The sequence below is a fragment of the Caballeronia sp. LjRoot31 genome (genome assembly GCF_964253885.1).
Taxonomy (GTDB): domain Bacteria; phylum Pseudomonadota; class Gammaproteobacteria; order Burkholderiales; family Burkholderiaceae; genus Caballeronia.
The window spans coordinates 3,198,949-3,217,408 of the sequence record NZ_CAXURX020000001.1; the positions used below are offsets into that span (position 1 = coordinate 3,198,949).

The 18,460-nt window shown below is 59.8% G+C and carries 13 protein-coding genes; 4 read left to right on the forward strand and 9 right to left on the reverse strand.

The features are described 5' to 3' along the window. Positions 1-212 precede the first annotated feature (212 nt). A complete protein-coding gene (locus ACSQ8V_RS14220; protein ID WP_436206086.1) occupies positions 213-1,424 on the forward strand; it encodes a glycosyltransferase in 1,212 nt (403 codons plus the stop codon). A gap of 86 nt (positions 1,425-1,510) precedes the next feature. Here ACSQ8V_RS14220 and ACSQ8V_RS14225 read toward each other — a convergent pair whose 3' ends face one another. From ACSQ8V_RS14225 to ACSQ8V_RS14235, 3 genes are all read right to left on the reverse strand, one after another. Next, positions 1,511-2,668, reverse strand: coding sequence for an acyltransferase family protein (locus tag ACSQ8V_RS14225; protein ID WP_436206087.1), 1,158 nt, complete (start codon positions 2,666-2,668; stop codon positions 1,511-1,513). A gap of 174 nt (positions 2,669-2,842) precedes the next feature. Continuing rightward, the gene (locus ACSQ8V_RS14230) at positions 2,843-4,024 is read right to left on the reverse strand and encodes an acyltransferase family protein (RefSeq protein ID WP_436206088.1); all 1,182 of its coding nucleotides are present in this window, start codon (positions 4,022-4,024) and stop codon (positions 2,843-2,845) included. A 238-nt stretch (positions 4,025-4,262) separates the two neighbouring features. Next, positions 4,263-5,408 carry an acyltransferase family protein gene (locus tag ACSQ8V_RS14235; protein ID WP_213768716.1) on the reverse strand — a complete coding sequence of 382 codons (1,146 nt, stop codon included), beginning with the start codon at positions 5,406-5,408 and terminating at the stop codon, positions 4,263-4,265. 795 nt (positions 5,409-6,203) lie between these two features. On the opposite strand from ACSQ8V_RS14235, the gene ACSQ8V_RS14240 reads away from it, so the two are divergent. Then, positions 6,204-7,667 carry a hypothetical protein gene (locus tag ACSQ8V_RS14240; protein WP_436206089.1) on the forward strand — a complete coding sequence of 488 codons (1,464 nt, stop codon included), beginning with the start codon at positions 6,204-6,206 and terminating at the stop codon, positions 7,665-7,667. A gap of 49 nt (positions 7,668-7,716) precedes the next feature. Continuing rightward, positions 7,717-8,910, forward strand: a complete 1,194-nt coding sequence (locus ACSQ8V_RS14245) for a glycosyltransferase (RefSeq protein WP_436206090.1) — start codon at positions 7,717-7,719, stop codon at positions 8,908-8,910. 1,058 nt (positions 8,911-9,968) lie between these two features. Here ACSQ8V_RS14245 and ACSQ8V_RS14250 read toward each other — a convergent pair. Together ACSQ8V_RS14250 and ACSQ8V_RS14255 are read right to left on the reverse strand one after the other, a co-directional pair. Then, positions 9,969-11,711, reverse strand: a complete 1,743-nt coding sequence (locus ACSQ8V_RS14250) for an FAD-dependent oxidoreductase (RefSeq protein ID WP_213768940.1) — start codon at positions 11,709-11,711, stop codon at positions 9,969-9,971. Positions 11,712-12,080: 369 nt separating this feature from the next. Beyond that, the gene (locus ACSQ8V_RS14255; protein WP_436206091.1) at positions 12,081-12,788 is read right to left on the reverse strand and encodes a putative colanic acid biosynthesis acetyltransferase; all 708 of its coding nucleotides are present in this window, start codon (positions 12,786-12,788) and stop codon (positions 12,081-12,083) included. Between the two features lie 274 nt (positions 12,789-13,062). On the opposite strand from ACSQ8V_RS14255, the gene ACSQ8V_RS14260 reads away from it, so the two are divergent. Further along, positions 13,063-13,521 carry a hypothetical protein gene (locus tag ACSQ8V_RS14260; RefSeq protein WP_436206092.1) on the forward strand — a complete coding sequence of 153 codons (459 nt, stop codon included), beginning with the start codon at positions 13,063-13,065 and terminating at the stop codon, positions 13,519-13,521. 139 nt (positions 13,522-13,660) lie between these two features. On the opposite strand, the gene ACSQ8V_RS14265 is transcribed toward ACSQ8V_RS14260, so the two are convergent. From ACSQ8V_RS14265 to gmd, 4 genes are all read right to left on the reverse strand, one after another. After that, positions 13,661-14,995: a glycosyltransferase WbuB gene (locus ACSQ8V_RS14265; protein ID WP_436206662.1), complete on the reverse strand. Its 1,335-nt coding sequence runs from the start codon at positions 14,993-14,995 to the stop codon at positions 13,661-13,663. 151 nt (positions 14,996-15,146) lie between these two features. After that, positions 15,147-16,289: a glycosyltransferase family 4 protein gene (locus tag ACSQ8V_RS14270; protein ID WP_213768943.1), complete on the reverse strand. Its 1,143-nt coding sequence runs from the start codon at positions 16,287-16,289 to the stop codon at positions 15,147-15,149. Positions 16,290-16,346: 57 nt separating this feature from the next. Next, complete coding sequence (locus ACSQ8V_RS14275; protein ID WP_436206093.1) at positions 16,347-17,303, reverse strand: GDP-L-fucose synthase family protein; 957 nt, start codon at positions 17,301-17,303, stop codon at positions 16,347-16,349. Between the two features lie 5 nt (positions 17,304-17,308). Beyond that, positions 17,309-18,427 carry a GDP-mannose 4,6-dehydratase gene (gene gmd / locus ACSQ8V_RS14280; RefSeq protein WP_213768945.1) on the reverse strand — a complete coding sequence of 373 codons (1,119 nt, stop codon included), beginning with the start codon at positions 18,425-18,427 and terminating at the stop codon, positions 17,309-17,311. Between the last annotated feature and the right edge of the window lie 33 nt (positions 18,428-18,460).

Below are 18,460 nucleotides of genomic sequence, written 5' to 3' on the forward strand. Positions count from 1 at the left end.
GGCCCTCGTGTGTGCTGGATCACTGTCTTTTTTCGCCAGAGGAATACCCTGACTTTGGCGGTTGCGCAGCGTGTGGCAATGCTAGTGTTGACGTTATCGACTGATGTTTGGCGCCGCGCGCCTGATCGGCCCTGCCCGCTTTGACCGCCCGGAGAGGACGTTCTGCGCGTGGCCATCCTGCATCACGCCCTTTTTGTACGCTTTCAAAAACAATGACCATGGCCAATGACACGCTCGACACCGTGCTGATTGTCGAACCGGATTTCACAGGGCATCGCTGGCGTTATGCCGAGTGGGCCGCAGCGGCTTACATGGAAGCGGGGTATCGGTGCGTGATAGTGACCGACCCGGCGAACGCAGGGCATTCGCTCGCCACGCGCATCGCTCAGGAGAACCGGCCCGAGTTGCAGATCCAGTTCGTCGAGCCGCTCCAACACGGCCGCCGCGGCTTTGCGAAGGTCAGTTACGTGCGGTTTTTCCGCGATTTCCAGCAAGCATTCGACACCGCCAGCCGCAACCGGAAGGTCGCGCTGGTCGTGGTTCCTTACGTCGATTATTTCTTTTACTCGCTGCCGTTCACGGGTTCGCCGTTTGGCGCAACGCCATGGGTGGGCATTACGATGCGCGCCAATTTCCATCATGCCAAGGTGGGCGTGAAGGCACCGCGCGAACCGTTGATCAACGCGATCAAAGCGCAATTATTTCTGCGCGCCATTCGTACGCCCGGCTTGAAGACTTTGCTCACCATCGATCCCACGCTTACCGAATGGTACGCGGGGAAGCCGGGGCATCCTGAGCGTCATCAGGCGGGCCGTAGCGCGGCCGTTCAGTATCTCGCCGACCCATTCCCTGACGCGAGGGCTACGGAGCCACTGGCGGCCCGTCAGCGCCTGGGGCTCGGCGCTGGCAGGCACGTGCTTGTCTATGGCGCAATCACCGAGCGCAAGGGCATTCAGGAGCTGGTCACCGCGCTTGCACAGCGGGGAGGCGCTGATCCGCTGACGCTCGTTGTCGCGGGGGCTCAGGACGATGAGACTCGCGCGTTCTTTTCTTCGGCGGGTGCGTTATCGCCTGCGGCGGTTTTCATGGACCGGTTCATTACCGCCGAGGAAGAACTCGACCTGTTTTCCGCCTGCGATGTGGTCTGGCTTGGTTATAAAGGGCACTACGGCATGAGCGGCGTACTGGTCCAGGCTTACAGATTCGGCAAGCCCGTGGTCGCCACGGCCGATGGGCTGATTGGATGGTTTTGCCGGACCGGTGAGTTGGGGCCGGTGGTCGAGGATTTATCGGTTACGTCGATTAATCGCGCTTTCGACAAGGTGTTCGAGGAGCGCCCGGCAGGAACGCCAGCCGGGCCGCATTTGTTGGAACGCAATACGTTGGGCTACTTCAAGCAGACGCTGCGGCAAGCGATTATTTGAAGCTTCGTGGTTTGGCGAGCACTTTCAGCACGTTGCACGCGACCAGCGGTTCAATCAGCAAGCCGCGCCCCTGCCGTCAGACAACATCACGCGGCCCGATCATGCAGCGCGACTGCCGGCCGTGTGGACGGCGCGATGGTTGTCAACCTCGCGCGAATCCGCCTTCGCATTGGCTCTTCAAAATACTGAAAAATCACGGCGCTCAAGCATATTGCGAAGAGCATCGCGATCCATCCATTCGATTGCCTAAACCCAACGATAAACGCCAAGTGCGCTAACGGCACGTGAATGAGGTAGAGAGAATAGCTTGCCTCACCAAGACGCACGAGCCAGCGTTGATTGAGCAAGCCGATGACGGGACGCTCCAACAACACAAGGCCAAGTATGAGCGCGGCGAAGAACGGCGATTCCAGATAGTAGGCGGGGGAAACCGGACGCCAGATTGCCAGCACAATCACCGCAACGAGTGCCACGGAAATCAGTGCAACGCCGTGAGAGTGGAGCGAAGTGCCACGCGAGCGCAGCTCATCGAACTTGATCGCGGCAGCTATGCCAACGATGAATTCGAACAGGTGTGTGATTGGGAACTCGGCGACGAGAAAGCCGTGGCGACTAGCTGGAAGCGCATGCTGCAGAAACACGATCCACAACCCTTGCAGCATCCAGAGTCCTGCACACACGAAGAACAACGTCCTCATTCGCAGTGCTCCCAGCCTGCGCAGGAGCAGCGGAAACAGCGCGTAGAAGAACGCTTCGCAGGAGATGCTCCATGAAGGCCCGTTCCATGGTTGATTAATTGCTGCGAATGGAAACCATGCATTCAGCAGTAACAGTTGGCAGATCAGGCTGACGGCGAGTGAGATGTAAACAGAACTCTTTAACGCATACCAGTCGAGCATGAGCGATGAGTCGCCGCCATTAAGCAGATAAGCGGTGACGAGCGCCGACAGACCCAGTGACAGAAGTACGACCGGATAGATTCGTGCGAAGCGGGCGACATAGAAACGCGCCGGGCCGTCGGTACCGATCGTTTTCCGGTACGTATAAGTCAGGATGAATCCGGAGAGCACGAAAAATAGCGATACCGCGGGACGACCGCCATCGACGAAATCAAAGAACCACTTGGGGAGATTGAGTAAGCCCAACTCGGTGAAATGCGATAACACCACCGTCAGGGCCGCAAGAAAGCGGATGCTAGTGAGCGCTGGTAGTACCCCGCCAGACTGACTTGTCGTTGTGCTCATTTCGCCCCCTGTCTTTTGCTCGGAATGGTAGCAGCATCGAGCTGCAGGGCAGTATCGGCAGGCGAAGTTCAGCTACGCTTTGGCGGCATTGCACTCGCAAAATAAGCCGGCGCACTGCCTGGCTGAGCCAGCACTGCGCGGGTAAGCGCCGCGCAGGCTCAACTGAAACCAACATCAAGCCCCTTCGGCCCCATCAGCGGCTGCATCCCGCCCAGCCGATACTCTTAAAGGAGCCCTCACTAACCATTCCCGCGCCCATCGTGAGCATGGTTCTTCAACTCGCCGTGCAGTAAAGCGAGCACCGGTATAAGCCACGACTGTAGCGACTGCCATCGATACAGCGAAAACCAGCACGCCGTGATATTCGGCAAAATCATCGACCGCATCGATCTTGACCACGGCACGCACGCCGAGAATCGCGACGAAATGCCAGATATAAATGCCAAAACTATTGCGCCCGAGGTTCCCCAGTGCCGGCGCCTGCAACGTCCGTGGAGAGACGCGCGTCAACAACAACATCAGCGCGGCAGTCGCAAGCGCCGCGAATGTCGGCGCAACACCATGAGCCATCCCGCGCCCGGTACCGGCCAGGAACAACGCGGCAACCATGACCAGTCCACCAGGCACAAGCCATCCGCATGCACGCAATGGCAACACCTTGTCGCCGATCAAATAATCCTTGGCCAGATGCCAGGTCCAGAACCCGACGATAAAACACGGCAACTGCGTAGGCGGCCAGAAATAGAAGAAGTCATTGTTCACCACACGGCATGCAGGTCCGCCATCGCAAGCGCCGAAATACCAGCACGACACCGAGAACAATGCGGTCAGTATCGACACGACAATCAGGCCACGCGTAGTCCGGCAAAAGAACACCAGCGCAGGAGCGATCATGTAGAAAAGCATCTCGACGCTGATCGACCAACCACCCGGAACCACACTGTCAGTCGCCGACGGAACCCACGCATGAACGAAGATCAGGTTGAGGATGACATCGGAAAAATCGTGTGGCAACAGCATGTGGCCGTGCGCGCGACGAACCACGTAATCGACGACCGCGTAACCGATGATCGCCAGGTAGTAAAGCGGCGCGATGCGCGCAAAACGCTTCACATAGAAATTGCGCAACACCCCGCGCGCTCCGCTTAAGCGTTGCGCATCATGCTCGATCGAGGCGAAAATCGTGATCGCGCTGATGACGAAAAAGCACTGGACGCCGTACTGACCGAGATTGGCCAGCGTATCGAGCCATACGGGACTCGTCACCATCCACGGTGCGAGGTGAACCGCAATCACGCCGATCACGGCAAGCGTGCGCCCGACGTCAAGCGCCGCGATGCGCGGAGCCGTTGTCATAGGTGAACCTCCGGATCATCGATGCATGAGCCGTTCAAAGCCGAGATGCCGTCGCTCACGCTGCCCCTCAGGTAGCTTGACGGCCGACTCCTCGACACGCATTCGAAGCGGCAGTAATGCAGTGTTTCCATGGTCTTTCCCGGGCAACAAGTTGGCACGGTCCAGGCGAGCGCCCGGACGATTCGGTCAATCAGGGAAAAGCGCGCTTAAAGCAAAAGCGCGGTTTCGATAGACGCGCTCAGGACACGTGCGTGCTCACCACAGGCACTTCCATTTCTCCCTTGCGCTTGGCCGGGAACAATGCGTCACGAATCTTGAGGAACGGGAATTCGATTGCACGCGTGGTCACATAGCCAATCACGATCGCGATGCAAAATTGGGCGCTCAGTACAAGCGCCCAGGCAGCAAGCGACGGAACGTGCATGGCAGCCATCTTGCGGATCATGATGTCGGCGGGCGCGAGCGCCAGCGAATGCCACAGATAGATGCCGTACGAATACACGCCGATCCACGCCACCGCGCGATACGCAATCGAATCGCGGATAGCCCCGGAGTATTCGACCGACAGCACGATCGCGGCAGTGAAGCCGATAGCCTGGATGGTGTAGCCAATACTTTCGTCGAGCACAAGGTGCGGCGTAGCCAGGACAAGCCATGCAATCAGCCCCGCCACCATGCTGAGCAGCAGCCATTTCTGGCTGGCAAACTTCTTGTAAAGCTCGGGCTTCATCCAGTAGAACGCGGCGAGGATCACGCCGAACAGCAGGCTGTCTATGCGGTACTGCGTCTGGAAGAACGCAGCATCCAGATCACCATTCGAGACCACCGCGCAACGCGCGAGCAACACGATGCCGCAGATCCCCAGCAAGGTGCCGATGATCGCATTCGCCCCCGCCTTGAAGCGCACGAACAGCAACAGCAACGCCGGCAGGAAAAGATAGAAATGTTCCTCGACTGCAAGGCTCCAGGTCTGATTGATCGACGTACCCAGGTAGTTCTGCAAGTGCGTCAGGTTCTGGACGAGGAAGGTGTCGGTGGGATGGCGGCCGGCGAATACATGGAACAGGATCAGCACGTAATATGCGGGCCAGATCTTGAAGATGCGTCGAATGATGAAGCGCCGGGCATCAATGCGTCCCGCTTCTGAATATTGCTTCAGCAGCAGACCACCCACGAGAAAGCCGCTCAACGTAAAGAACAGGTTAACGCCCTCGCGGCCGAAACTTTTCAACGGATATTCGATCCAGCTAACAAACGAATAACCGGTCTTGACCGAGTGGAAGTGAAAGCCCATTACGGCGATGATCGCAATGCCCCGAACGAAGTCAAGCTCGATTGTCCGGTTCGATGTTTGTTGTGTACGTGGTGTGCCGAACAAGCCCATGGTGTTCCCCTTTGCGGCGGCGCGTGTGCCCCGCGATTCCGACCTGCCTTTCGGTATTTATTCCTGACGCTTCAGGCAAAATCCTGCGGCCGGACGCATTCGGCCGCATCCAGACTGGCAGTTCCTGAATCTTCGTCTGAGCACTCCGGTTTCATCCGCCAACATCACGCCATTCACGGCCATGCACTGCGGGCTGTCGCACGCAAGCGACGCCTTGTGCGGATTGCCGGGCAGTGCGCCGCGGCAACACTCCAGCACCCGGAGCCGGCTGTAATCGGCCGTCAACAACGGCCCCTCCGTGCCTTGCGTGAGGCGGCACGCGTGCCGCAACCCGTCGATTCAAGACGAAGACTAGTGCTTTACCGCCTCCCCGGATGCAGCCGATTCGGCCGCTGATATATTCCGAGCAACCAGCCAGCCGCTTTGGGGAAAGCGCTGCTCATTAGAGATGCAGACCGAATACAGGCCGCGCGTCGAGCGTGCTTCGTGGCGAATGTGCGGAACGATCCATGCGGGTTCGCGACCATCCAGCGTTGGCCCCTTTACGTCGGAAGTAAGCAGCCGTTTGAATTCGCCCGGCCGCTGACCTTGATAACGAGCGCTGAAAACGGGAACTGAACACGTTATGCGAGCCATGCAACGGAAAGGATGCTTTCAGCAAGGCATGCTCAGGAGAACGATCAGGGGAACCACCAGGCCGACATCGCCTGTGTCCGAACCGGGCGCCATGCGCCGCTGAACGTCGAAGTGTCCGCAGCGAAGCCTGAAAACTGAGAGTTGAAGAGAGACAAGCCCATGCGCAATAAATTCACGATCTTATGGATCTGGCTGCTGATATGCCCTCTCGCGCTCGACTACAAGGCGGGACTGGACGACGGCAGCCACGCGATGCAGATCGTCATGACCTTGCCGGTGCTCGCCGCCGGATTGATCCTGTGGCTGATCGCGCCAAGCTTCACACAGCGCTCGCGATTGCGTTCGATCATTACAGCCGGAACCATCATGACCGTGGCCGGCAGCATCGTAGCCCAGCTCATGCAAGGCAATGACTTCGGCAACTATCTGCGCACCCTGCTGCCCTTCGGGCTGTTCCTGCTTGGCTACCTTGTTGCATGCCGACCGTGGCAAGGCGACCGGATCGAGCAGTTCGAGAAGGCGCTGTTCTGGTCGATGGCCATCTCGCTCGTCTTCACCTTCGCCTTCGGCATAGCGACCAGCGGCGGCCCGCTCGACGACGTGCGCTACCGGATCATATCGTCTACCTTCCTCGGCTTGCAGGGCATCCTCCTGCATGAGTTCGTGGTCGCTAAACGCTTTACCAAGATCACCCTCGCCCTGTTCCTCGGCACGATCCTGATCGAACTCCTGAGCGTGACGCGAAGCCTGCTGGTGGGCACCGTCCTGCTGTTCGTCTTCGCGACGTGGCTGTCGGCGCCGTCGGCGCGGCACCTGGCCAAGGCCGGCATGCGCGCGGCATTGACCGGCCTGTTGATCGCCGCGATGGCGGTCGGCGCGGCGTCATTTTTCCCCGATGTCGCCGAACACTGGACACAACGCATCTACGCTTCGAAGGAAACGACTTCGGGCATGGACCCGACCACTATCACGCGTCTCGCGGAGATGAAGGATCAGTACGATCAGGTCACGTCCACGCCGTCGTCGCTGATCGCGGGCAAGGGGTACGGCGCGGTGTATCACTATTCGCCCGACTATCTGCCCGACCTCGCCGGACAAATCTCCAAGAAGGACTTCTACGCGATCCAGGAATTTGCCGCAGGCCACAACTTCTGGGTGTACCAGTTCTTCGCGGGCGGTTTAATGTTCGGTCTCTGGATGCCGCTTGCGATACTGCTTGCACTGGGCCTCGGCGGGATGGCGTATCGCGTGTGGCGGCGGCGCGCGCCGGACCTGCTATACCTGCCCGTGATGGGACGTTCGCTGTTGCTGCTTGCGGGCTTGCCGGCGATGTCGATCGGCGGTAATCCACTCGGCCCGCGTTACTCTGGTCTCGTGTTCGGCGTCGCGCTTGGTTTGCTGGTCGCGACCTATACGCGTCTCTCGTATGCCATGCGGGAACGAGAAGCCCGGCATCGCGCGCAGCAAGGACTACCGAAGAAGCGCCGGCCTGGAACACCCGCGCCGTCGCCTGCTCCGGTCACTCCCGTCGCCATGCCGACGCCCGTATCCGCCCATGCGCCCGCGCTGAACGAAGGCCGCGATCCCACCACGGGCACGATGTCGCGGTACACATCGGCATGAAGATCGAGCCACGTCGACCACCGATCAATCACCCAAGCGGCGACCGGCAATGAAGATCCTGCATTTGTTATCGACTATCGACCCGCGTGCGGGCGGTCCGACCGAAGGTGTCCGGCAAAGCGGCGTCGACATGACCTCGCTGGGTCATGAAGTGGAGGTCGTCACGCTCGACGACCCTGCCGCGCCCTGGCTCGCCGCGTTCCCGCTGACCGTGCATGCGCTCGGGCCGTCGCGTGGCAACTATGGCCTGACGCCGCATCTGGTGCCCTGGCTTAAAACACACGCCACGCAGTTCGATGCCGTGATCATCAATGGCCTGTGGCAATACCATAGCTATGGTGCGTGGAAGGCGTTGCGCGAGCTTGACGTGCCTTACTACGTGTTTCCGCACGGCATGCTCGATCCGTGGTTCAAGCGCACCTATCCGCTCAAGCATCTGAAGAAATCCCTGTACTGGCCGTGGGCGGAATATCGCGTGCTGCGCGATGCGCGCCGTGTGTTGTTCACGGCTGAGGAAGAGCGTGTGCTCGCGCGGCAATCGTTCCGGTTGTATCGCGCGAACGAGGAAGTGGTGGCTTTCGGCACTACTTCGCCGCCGGCGTTTTCTGCGTCAGTGCGCGATGCCTTTCTCGCGGCTTATCCCGAACTCGATGGCAAGCGCCTGCTGCTGTTCCTCGGCCGCATTCATGAGAAGAAGGGTTGTGACCTGCTGGTCAAGGCGTTTGCCGAGATCCGCGATATTGATCCTTCTGCGCACCTTGTGATGGCCGGTCCGGACAGCGGCGAATGGACACCTGCGCTGCAAAAGCTGGCTGGTGAACTGGGTATCGCCGATCGCATCACGTGGACGGGCATGCTGCTTGGCGACATGAAGTGGGGTGCGTTCCAGGCAAGCGATGCGTTCATCCTGCCATCGCATCAGGAGAATTTCGGCATTGCGGTTGCTGAAGCGCTGGGATGCGGCCTGCCGGCGCTGATCTCCGACAAGGTAAATATCTGGCGCGAAGTGGAAGCGGATGGTGCGGGATTCGTCGCATCGGATACGGTGGCCGGGACGGTATCGAGTCTCAGGCACTGGCTTGAACTGGAACCGTCGTTGGCGGCCGCGATGCGTACGCAGGCCAGGCAGACTTTTCATCGACGCTTCACGGTCGAGGCCATGTCGAAGGATTTGTTGCGGGTGTTGCACGATGCGGATTTCGCTCGCGCCGGTGGACCGGTTTTGGTGAGTGTTGAGCGGTGATGTCGATGGCTTGGGGGGGTTGGGGGGAGTGGTTGATCGGGTTGTCAGGTTCCGGGGTTAGCGGTCGGGGTCAATGCCGGGGTGGTGCTTTCGGCGTTAGTGGTCGGGGTCAATGCCGGGTTGCTGCTTTCAGCGTTAGTGGTCTACGAGAGTCGGATTTTCTCTTTATCACTATTAGCCACTGTGCGTGGCGGCACGTCATTTCTTTGTCCAAAGCGACAAAGAAACGAAGCAAAGAAAACGCTTTTAAACCACGCTACCCTAAGTGTCCACAGCGTGCAGTTTTCATTCATGGGTGCCCCAAAAGCACGGTGCTCGCCAGAGCCACGGATGGTTGAACCCCTCCTTCTCGCGAATCCTGACACGAACACGCTTCGCCCCGTACGCTCTCGGGCAAGCACGAATTGCCGAGGGACCCGCACGGCCTCACGCGTATTCGCTGCCGCGCTTCTTGATGCGTTGGCCGAGCGTGCGCTGCTTTTTTTGTGGGCTACGCGGTCGAACGCATATTTACGGCTTCATGTTTGGAGGGTAGTTGCACGGCCTGCACGATTCTCTTCGCCAGCTACGGCCCGATGCATCCGCGCTGCCCCGTTTCTTGATGGGTTAGCGGCATGGTCCGTCGTGACAAATTCGGCGGGAGGTTGTTCGCGGATAGCGCGGGGTGGTCCTTGGGCAGGTTCAATCACTGGTGGCGAAGCGTGTGGGTATCGGTGTTCGGAGAAGGAGGGTTTCACACATCCGTGGCTCTGGCGAGCACCGTGCTTTTGGGGCACCTATGAATCAAAACTGCACGCCGTGGACACTTAGGGTAGCGTGATTGAAAGCGCTTTCTTTGCTTCGTTTCTTTGTCGCTTTGGACAAGGAAATGACGTGCCGCCACGCACAGTGGCTAATAGTGATAAAGAGAAAATCCGACTCTCGCAGACCACTAAGGCCGAAAGCACCAACCCGGCATAGACTCCGACCACCCCCCCCAAAACCTGACAACCCGACCAACCGCCAGCCCCAAAACCTAGCAATCCCCCGTCCACCGGCGCGAGCAAAAAAGAAACGCCCTACTTCTTCGCCATAAAGGCCAGATCCGAAGACGAACACAACGTCGACGCAGCGAACGGCAACGTAGTGTCTTCGGACGTCCGGCGCTCAGCGCCCGCGCCAATCGACGTCACCGACGCAAGCGGCGAGATCTCGCCGCGCAACGCCTTCAGCAGATGTTCAGAAAGCCGCAGCGTCATCGCCGCAATCGTAATGGTCGGAAAATTCGCTCCAACCGTCGGAAAGACAGAACTGCCAGCCACATACAGATTGCTCATGCCGTGCACCTGGCAGTTGCGGTCGACCACGCCTTGCTTAGGCGAATCGTGCATGCGGGTCGTACCCATGTGATGCCACGTGCCTTCCAGCTGCGCCGGCCACGGCTTGCCTTCCATCGGCTCGTCGAGCTGCACGTCGGCCACGCCGGTTCGCTGCATTTCTTCCGCCAACAAGGTCACGGTCCGATCGAACGTACGCTTCGCCAGCTCGGTCAACTGCCAGTCCACCCGAACGCGATTGATGCCAAGCGCATCCTTCTGCGACGACAAAGTCACGCGGCTATCACGGTTCGGCTCCGCTTCCACGATGGTCTGGAACTTGACATCGGTGATCAGCGGACGCGGCTGCAACAAACGCGCAAGACCAAAGCACGCCGTGTCCACGGGATGCATGGCCATGGTCAACAAGTCCCGCGAGAAGTTCCAGTCCGGCTGATCCTTTTGCAACACCGCCTGTTTGCAGCGCACGAGCGCTTCAGCGCCCTCGGTGTTTTCGCCACGAAACACCGAATAGAACCACACGCGTGCATTAAGCAAACGTTCACGTTCGAGCACCTTCTGCGTCAGCGCAAACTGCGACGAGATGAACTGACCGTGCGCGGCCACCGAAGCGTTTTGATAGTGATACTTGATGTCGTAAAGCTTGTTACGCGCCCACGGCTTCTTGAACTTGATGCTGCCCTGCATGGTGCGCGGGTGGTCCATGAAATAGCGGCCGACCAGGTCGTTGCCATTGCCGAGACCCGCAGCTTGCACCTTGTTCGACGCCAGCAGCAGCCGGGCGTTTTCAATCCCGCCTGTTGCCAGCACGAAGATCTTCGCAGCCACGGTGAAACGCCGGCCACTCAGCGTACCCGCCTCGACACGCGTAACATGGCGCGCCTCGGTGTCAGAGTCGATGTTCATCGCGTTGGCATTGAGGAACACGCGCACATGCGACGAACGCTCGAGCACGGCCTTGTACACCTTGCCGAAACGCACCGGCGGGCTGAACTGCGAGATCGTGTCACGAACGGTGCCGCTTGGCAGCGGATGACGCCTGACGTCGTCGCGGCCAATGGCGGCTTCCCAATAGGCAGGATCGAAATTATTTTCGCCCAGCTTGAGCAAGCCATGCGTGCGTGCATAGTACGGACGCAATTCGTCGAGCCCGAAAGGCCAGCCGCTATCGTTCACCCAGTCGCGCTTTTCGAAGTCCCACGAATCGAGCGGCCGGCACCACCCGCCCCAGCAGTTGCTGCTGCCGCCCAGGAAGCGGCTGCGACTGCCATCCGCATAGGTATAAGGAATGCCGACGTTCTCGCCGCGATACAAATCGCGCGTGGCATCGTCAGGCTTGTAGCCACCACTCTCGAGCAGGACGGTGTCTATACCGTGCTTATCCATTTCGAGCGCCAGCGTGATCCCGGCAACCCCTGCCCCGATGATGCAGACCGTGGTTTCAACTACCGCGCGCTGCTCAACATTCCGGCTGTCAATGAACATTCCCCGTGCTCCCTCTCGTGTGCAGCAGTTCGCCCACGTGTTGTGCAGGCTCTCCGCTGTCGTCACCCGTTGTCGAAACGCTTCGCTGCCGGTGCTGCTTCACGCGGCCAATTTGCCGCCGGCACCCGACAGGTTTCGGTCCCTGAATAATCCACGAAGCACTGCGCGAGTTTCAGTCGAAATTACTTGCAGCCAGGAAGTCATGCAAGCCTTACCTGCGTGTAATAATCGTCGGACTCGTGCTTCGTCACCCGCCAAGATAAAGGCACAGACAGCCAAAAGCGCGCTGGTCGACGCGCCCGGCATGCCCCTACAAATGCGTTTTTCAGCGGCGCACTTTCCTAGTGCCTTTCTGGTTCCTTTCTGGTGCTATACGGTGAACCGCTTCCTGATAAATCGCACCGGATTCCCGCCATATACGCCTTCTGCATCCAGCGACCGATGTACCACCGACAGCGGCGTCACCACTGTCGAGCGGCCGATGGTCACGCCCATTTGTACGACGCATTTCGATGTAATCCACACGCCGTCCTCAATCACGATGGGCGCAACGCGCAAGTCCATGTTGCTCTCCAGATCGTGTGAACCGGTGGTGAGAAATGCGTCCTGCGAGATGCATACATTCGAGCCGATCCGAATCAGCGCCTGGTTGTAGATCCACGCGTTCACGCCGAACCAGCAGTTGTCGCCCACTTCCAGATTCCACGGCGCCTTCACCCGAATGGGATGAGGCATCCGGCAACCGGAACCAATGCGTGCGCCAAAGCGGCGCAACAGCCAGACGCGTACGGCCGATACCGGTATGAACTTGTTATTGATGACGGCGGCTTCAATAAAGAACCACACGATCTCCGTCACCACGCCACGCCGGGCCACATAGTTGCCCTTGCCCGCGAGACTGAGGTCGATGACCTTGCCGCTGCCCGTGGTGCTTGCACCGGCTGCGCAGCCCTCGCCATTGAAGCGCGCTGCGCCTTCGGTTGCGCCCGGGGCACTGTGATGTGGGCCCTGACTGGTGGTGGCCTTGTCATTCGCCACCTGGTCCTCAACGCGAGGTTCGTCGATTGTTCTGAGCATGATTGCCGGCCCCCGAGCCCGTGCAGCGGATTGCATAACCAGTTGCATAACAACGCCGCGTGAAACGATTATCTGCGATACGTCTTGGCGTTCTCGTGCGCCAGCCCACTAATGGCCGCAAGGGAAAGACTTTTGGCGGTATCTGCATGAGCGTGCGCGAGAAGATTTACTACCCTGAAACAAGGGGTGGCAACCGCTCGACACCACGCCGGCTTTGGGATAACAATCAATCTTCATACTCGCCGATTTACTTGCTGATCCTGCGGAGCGCATCATGAAATCGATCAATCGCCAACCCTCGCTTCATCGCGTATTAGCCTTGGCTGTCGCGAGCGCCGCGTGCTTGGCATGGCCTTCTGCCCATGCGGCCGGAGGCGATGCAGGTACGCCCGACCTGGGGGCTGAAGAGAAGCTGCTGGGTGGCCCTGACACCTATGGAGCAGCTTATGCCGATCCCTATGGGCAGGCTCCCGCTGGCAACCGCGCGAAGGCCGCCGCTGCTACCACGTCCGCTGAGAAGATGATGACCAACAACGCGGACCCGGCTCAGACCAACGCGTCGTTCATCACCCCCGGTGCGGTGGCAATGAAGCCCCGTGCGCGGGTGCAAGTGAAGGACGCAGGCGGCAAGCTCGTGACTACCCCGGAAGACGCTGCGCAGTCCGTGTACAGCACAACCGGCCTGAAGCCGGCCGGCAAGAAAACAACAGAGATCTATCGGTCTCCGTATTAAAGGTTCTTGCGGTTGTGGGTGTTTTGAGCCGTGCTTCGAACAAGCCTATGGAACGGGCAGTGAAGCAGGTTGCCTGGCTAGCTTCACCAGGCTGATTACACCGGAGCGTGAGCCGCGTCCGGTTCCCGTGGGCCAATGATCAATCGATCTTCTCGATCTCCACCAGCTTCACCGCGGAACCCGCCTTGGACGATGGGCTTGCCGCGCTGGCCGTCTTCGCTTCCTTGCGTTCGCTCATCCGCCCGGCCGCACCTTCACCCCTTAATACGCGTAGCTTTTCGTCCAGTCGCCCGAGCACCCACCCCGGCGATAAATTCAGCTCCGCGAATGCACGGCCCTCCGCGCCGAGGATGGCGCGCTGCTCCGGATCGGCCACGAGCATCTCGATAGCATCGGACAAGGCCTGCACATTCTCCGGCGGCACGACTACGCCCCGCGGCGTCACGATGTTATGAAGCTCAGTCCCCGGACGCGCCATGGCAATCACCACGCGTCCGCTCGCGAATATGCCCGTGAGTTTGGACGGCATGACGAGATCGGACGCATCGCCGCGTTGCGGGAGCACGTGGATATCGGCGAGATTGAGCAGTTCGTTCAGGCGTGTGGTCGGTTGCAGCGGAATAAACCGGCAGTTGGACAAATGCTCGCAGCACTTCTCCAACTCCGCCTTGGTCGCGCCATTCCCGCAGAACACGAACACGATGTCCTGGCGCGCAGCTAGTGCAGCCGCTGCGCCCGCCAGCACTTCGATGCCCTGTTTCGCGCCCATGTTGCCGGAGTAAAGGACGACCTTCGCGCTCTCGGGTATGTTCAATTCATCGCGATACTTATTCGCGCGATCAAGCGGATAGATCGCGCTGATATCCACCCAGTTCGGCAGGCGGAACACATTGGAAGAGGCAACGCCCTTCGCAATTGCACGCTCGGCCATCTTGTCCGAGATCGTCGAGACAACGTTAAACCGCCGCAAGAGCGCACTTTCGATCGTGCGCGCAAGGCGTCCCGTACGCTGCCCCTTGAGCAGGCCGAGATCGAACGCGGCATCTACTTCGAAATCCTGAATATGCAGCCATGAATGTGCGCCCGTCAAACGCGCGAGCACGAGCGCGGCCGGCGCGTTGAGCATGGTCGGGGCAATCGACATCACGACGTCGGGACGCCACCACACCTGCAAGACCAACGCAGGCAGCGAGGCCAGCGCAAATGAAGTGAGATGGATCATGCGCTTGAGACCGCTCGGATGGGCCGGCACCCACAGGGGCGAACGCCAGATACGCACCTGATTGCGTATTTCGCGCGAACCGCGCGAGCCCGAATAGCCTTTGGCAATCTTCCATTCCGGATAATACGGAGGTGCGCACACAACGCGAACGTCGTGCCCCTGCTGCTGCAAAGCCTCCGCCATCTCGGCGGTGTATTTGCCGGTTCCCGTCAACTCGGGCGCGTAATTGAGCCCGTATATAAGGATTCTCATCATGCCTCCACTTCCGCCGGGCGAGCACGCCCCGTCGGAACGGACTTTCGCGAAACGTCAGCTGCGGGACCACGCCCGCGCAACCGCGCTTCGGTGACCCTGCATGCCTCTCTTGGTTCTGGAATCGACCGGCCGCAGCAAAGATCCACGGTCAGTCGCTGAGCATCATCGCGCAGCCCCGCGCAATGTTCGCCGCAGCGGACGGCGGATCGAAACGCTGGATCACGCCCATGCATTGTTTCGCAGCGCCTGCCGTATCGGCGAACGCCTCGATCGACTTGAGCATCGTGCGTTGCATGGCAGGCACGTCGCCGGCCGGGAACGCATACCCCGACACGCCGTCGATCACCAGTTCCGGTACGCAGCCGCAACTCTCGCTCACCACCGACGGACAGCCGTGGCTCAGCGCCTCGTTGACCACCAGGCCCCAGGGTTCGCTCATGCTCGGCAATACCATGCAGGTAGCGCTGAAGTATTCAATCGACAATGGTTCGTCCTGCAGACTACCCAGGAACGTAACGGAATCGGACAGGCCCATTGAGGCCACCTTCGCCTTGAGTTCTTCACCCATCGGACCGGTGCCGACGATGCGCAGCGCTGCATCTGGAATCCGTTCCTTCAACCCGCGGAACGCATCGATCAGCGTGCCAATGCCCTTCTCCGGTGACAGACGGCCGACATACAGGAAAATGGGCTTGTTGCCGGCGCGATAGTGCAACCGGTCCGGCAGCGCGCGCTCCGGCGAAAACGAGCGTGGCAGTGCGGCGGCCTGGCATGGAATGAAGATCTTTTCCTGCTTCGCGCCAAGCGACATCAAATACTCGCGGCTACGTTCACCGAACCCGAAATAACCGTCGCATAACGAGAAAAACACGCGCTTCGGAATGGACGTCATCATCCTGCGCGGCCGGTCGCGTGCGGTTGAATCGCAGAACACGGCGCGACGCTTGCCCGTCAGGATGCATGCGGCCATCATCGCCCAGTACTCGGGCCGGTGATAACCCGGCAGCACCACCAGGTCTGTCTTGGCCTTCAGCACTTCCCACGTGAGGCGAGCCGTCATGCGCCAGGTCGGCACGTCCTCATAGCAGCCGTTGTAGAGCTTGCGCATCGGATAGCTGTGGAACGAATAGTCCACGTCAGAGAAGCCGATGCGGTCATGCTCGGTGTCGGCAATCTGAACCATCGAATACTTGATCGTTCCGGACCCGGATATGTTGTACAGCGCGGACAGCACTGCACCTTTGTGCCGCGACCAGACGACGTTATGAAAAATAGTGACCGTAGCGTTCATGTTGTACTTGTCCCCGATTGGTAGCGCGCGTGTGTGAAGCAATAGCTCACTTCGGGCTCACGCATGTGCCGGTTGCTGGCTTAGCGCCTCGTAGCGCTGCAGGAAATCCTGGTAGGTCGCCCGGATGCCCTGTTCGAGCCCGGTCGACGCGACCCAACCCATCTCGCCCAGCTTTGACACATCCAGCAGCTTTCTCATCGTGCCGTCGGGCTTGCTCGCGTCGAACACGAGCTGGCCCTGGAAGCCGACCACGCGGCAGACCGTCTCCGCGAGATCGTGGATAGACAGGTCCTCGCCCACGCCCACGTTGAACACGCCTTCGGTACGTCCGCTCTCCATCAGGAACACCGCCGCCCCGGCCAGATCGTCCACGTGCAGGAACTCACGGCGCGGCGTGCCTGATCCCCACACCGTCAGCGTGCTTTCGCCGTTCAGCTTCGCTTCGTGCGCCTTGCGGATCAGCGCCGGCAGCACGTGGCTGCTCTTCAGGTCGTAGTTGTCGTTCGGACCGTAGAGATTCGTCGGCATCAGCGAGATGAACTTGCAACCGTACTGGCGGTTATAAGCTTCGCAAAGCTTCAGCCCGGCAATCTTCGCGATGGCGTACGCCTCGTTGGTCGGCTCAAGCGCCGAGGTCAGCAAATACTCTTCCTTGATCGGCTGCGGGCAGGCCTTCGGATAGATGCAGGAAGAACCGAAGAACACCAGCTTCGACACATTCCAGCGGCAGGCCGCATGAATCACGTTGGTTTCGATCGTGAGGTTCTCGTAGATAAACGACGCCGGCAGCGTCGAATTCGCGAGAATGCCGCCGACCTTCGCTGCGGCGAGCAACACCACGTCGATGCTCTCCTTCTCGAAGAACATGTTGACCCCGACCTGGTCGGTCAGGTCGAGTTGCGACTTCGTGCGCGTGATGATGTTGCGATAACCCTCACCGCTCAGGCGCCGGACCAACGCCGAGCCGACCATGCCGCGATGACCCGCTACAAAAATGCGTGCGTTTTTATCCATGATTTTCACTCGTGGTGTTCAAGTGCCTTGAATCCGGCCATCGTGACGAGCGCGTCACGCCGTGCTATCTGAAAATCGGAACGAACCATTTCCTTCACGAGCGAGGGGAATGTCGTGGTGGGGCGCCAGCCCAGTTTCGCGTGTGCCTTCGACGGATCACCAAGCAACGTTTCCACTTCCGTCGGACGGAAATAGCGCGGGTCCACGCGGACGATCACGTGACCCTTGGCCATCTTCGTTTCGCGCCCCTCGACCTGGTCCACGATGCCCACTTCGTTCACGCCTTCACCTTCGAAGCGCATGTGAACACCCAGTTCGGCTGCGGCCTGGATCACGAATTCGCGCACGCTGTGCTGCTCGCCGGTAGCAATCACGAAGTCTTCCGGCTGCTCCTGCTGCAGCATCAGCCATTGCATCTCGACGTAGTCGCGCGCATGGCCCCAGTCGCGCATGGCGGACAGGTTGCCGAGATACATCTCGTCCTGCATGCCGACCGCGATGCGCGCGAGCGCCCGGGTGATCTTGCGCGTGACGAAGGTCTCGCCGCGCACGGGAGACTCGTGATTGAACAGGATGCCGTTGCACGCATACATGCCATACGCTTCGCGATAGTTCACCGTCATCCAGTACGCGTACAGCTTGGCCGCTGCATACGGACTGCGCGGATAAAACGGCGTGGTTTCCTTCTGCGGCGACTCTTGCACGAGACCGTAGAGCTCAGACGTCGACGCCTGGTAGAAACGCGCTTTCTTTTCCATGCCGAGAATGCGGATCGCTTCGAGAATACGCAGCGCGCCGAGACCGTCCGCGTTGGCTGTGTATTCGGGCTCCTCGAACGACACCTGCACGTGGCTCTGCGCGCCGAGGTTATAGATCTCATCGGGCTCGGTACGTTGAACGATCCGCGTGATGCTCGAGGTATCCGTCAGGTCGCCGTGGTGCAGGACGAACTTGCGATCCGACTCGTGCGGATCACTGTACAGGTGGTCAATGCGGTCCGTGTTGAACAGCGAGCTACGGCGCTTGATGCCGTGCACTTCATAGCCTTTTGCGAGCAGCAACTCGGCCAGGTAGGAGCCATCCTGTCCGGTAATGCCGGTGATCAAAGCGACCTTGCGTTTCATCGTGTGCCTCTCGTCTCTCAGATTGGATGTGCG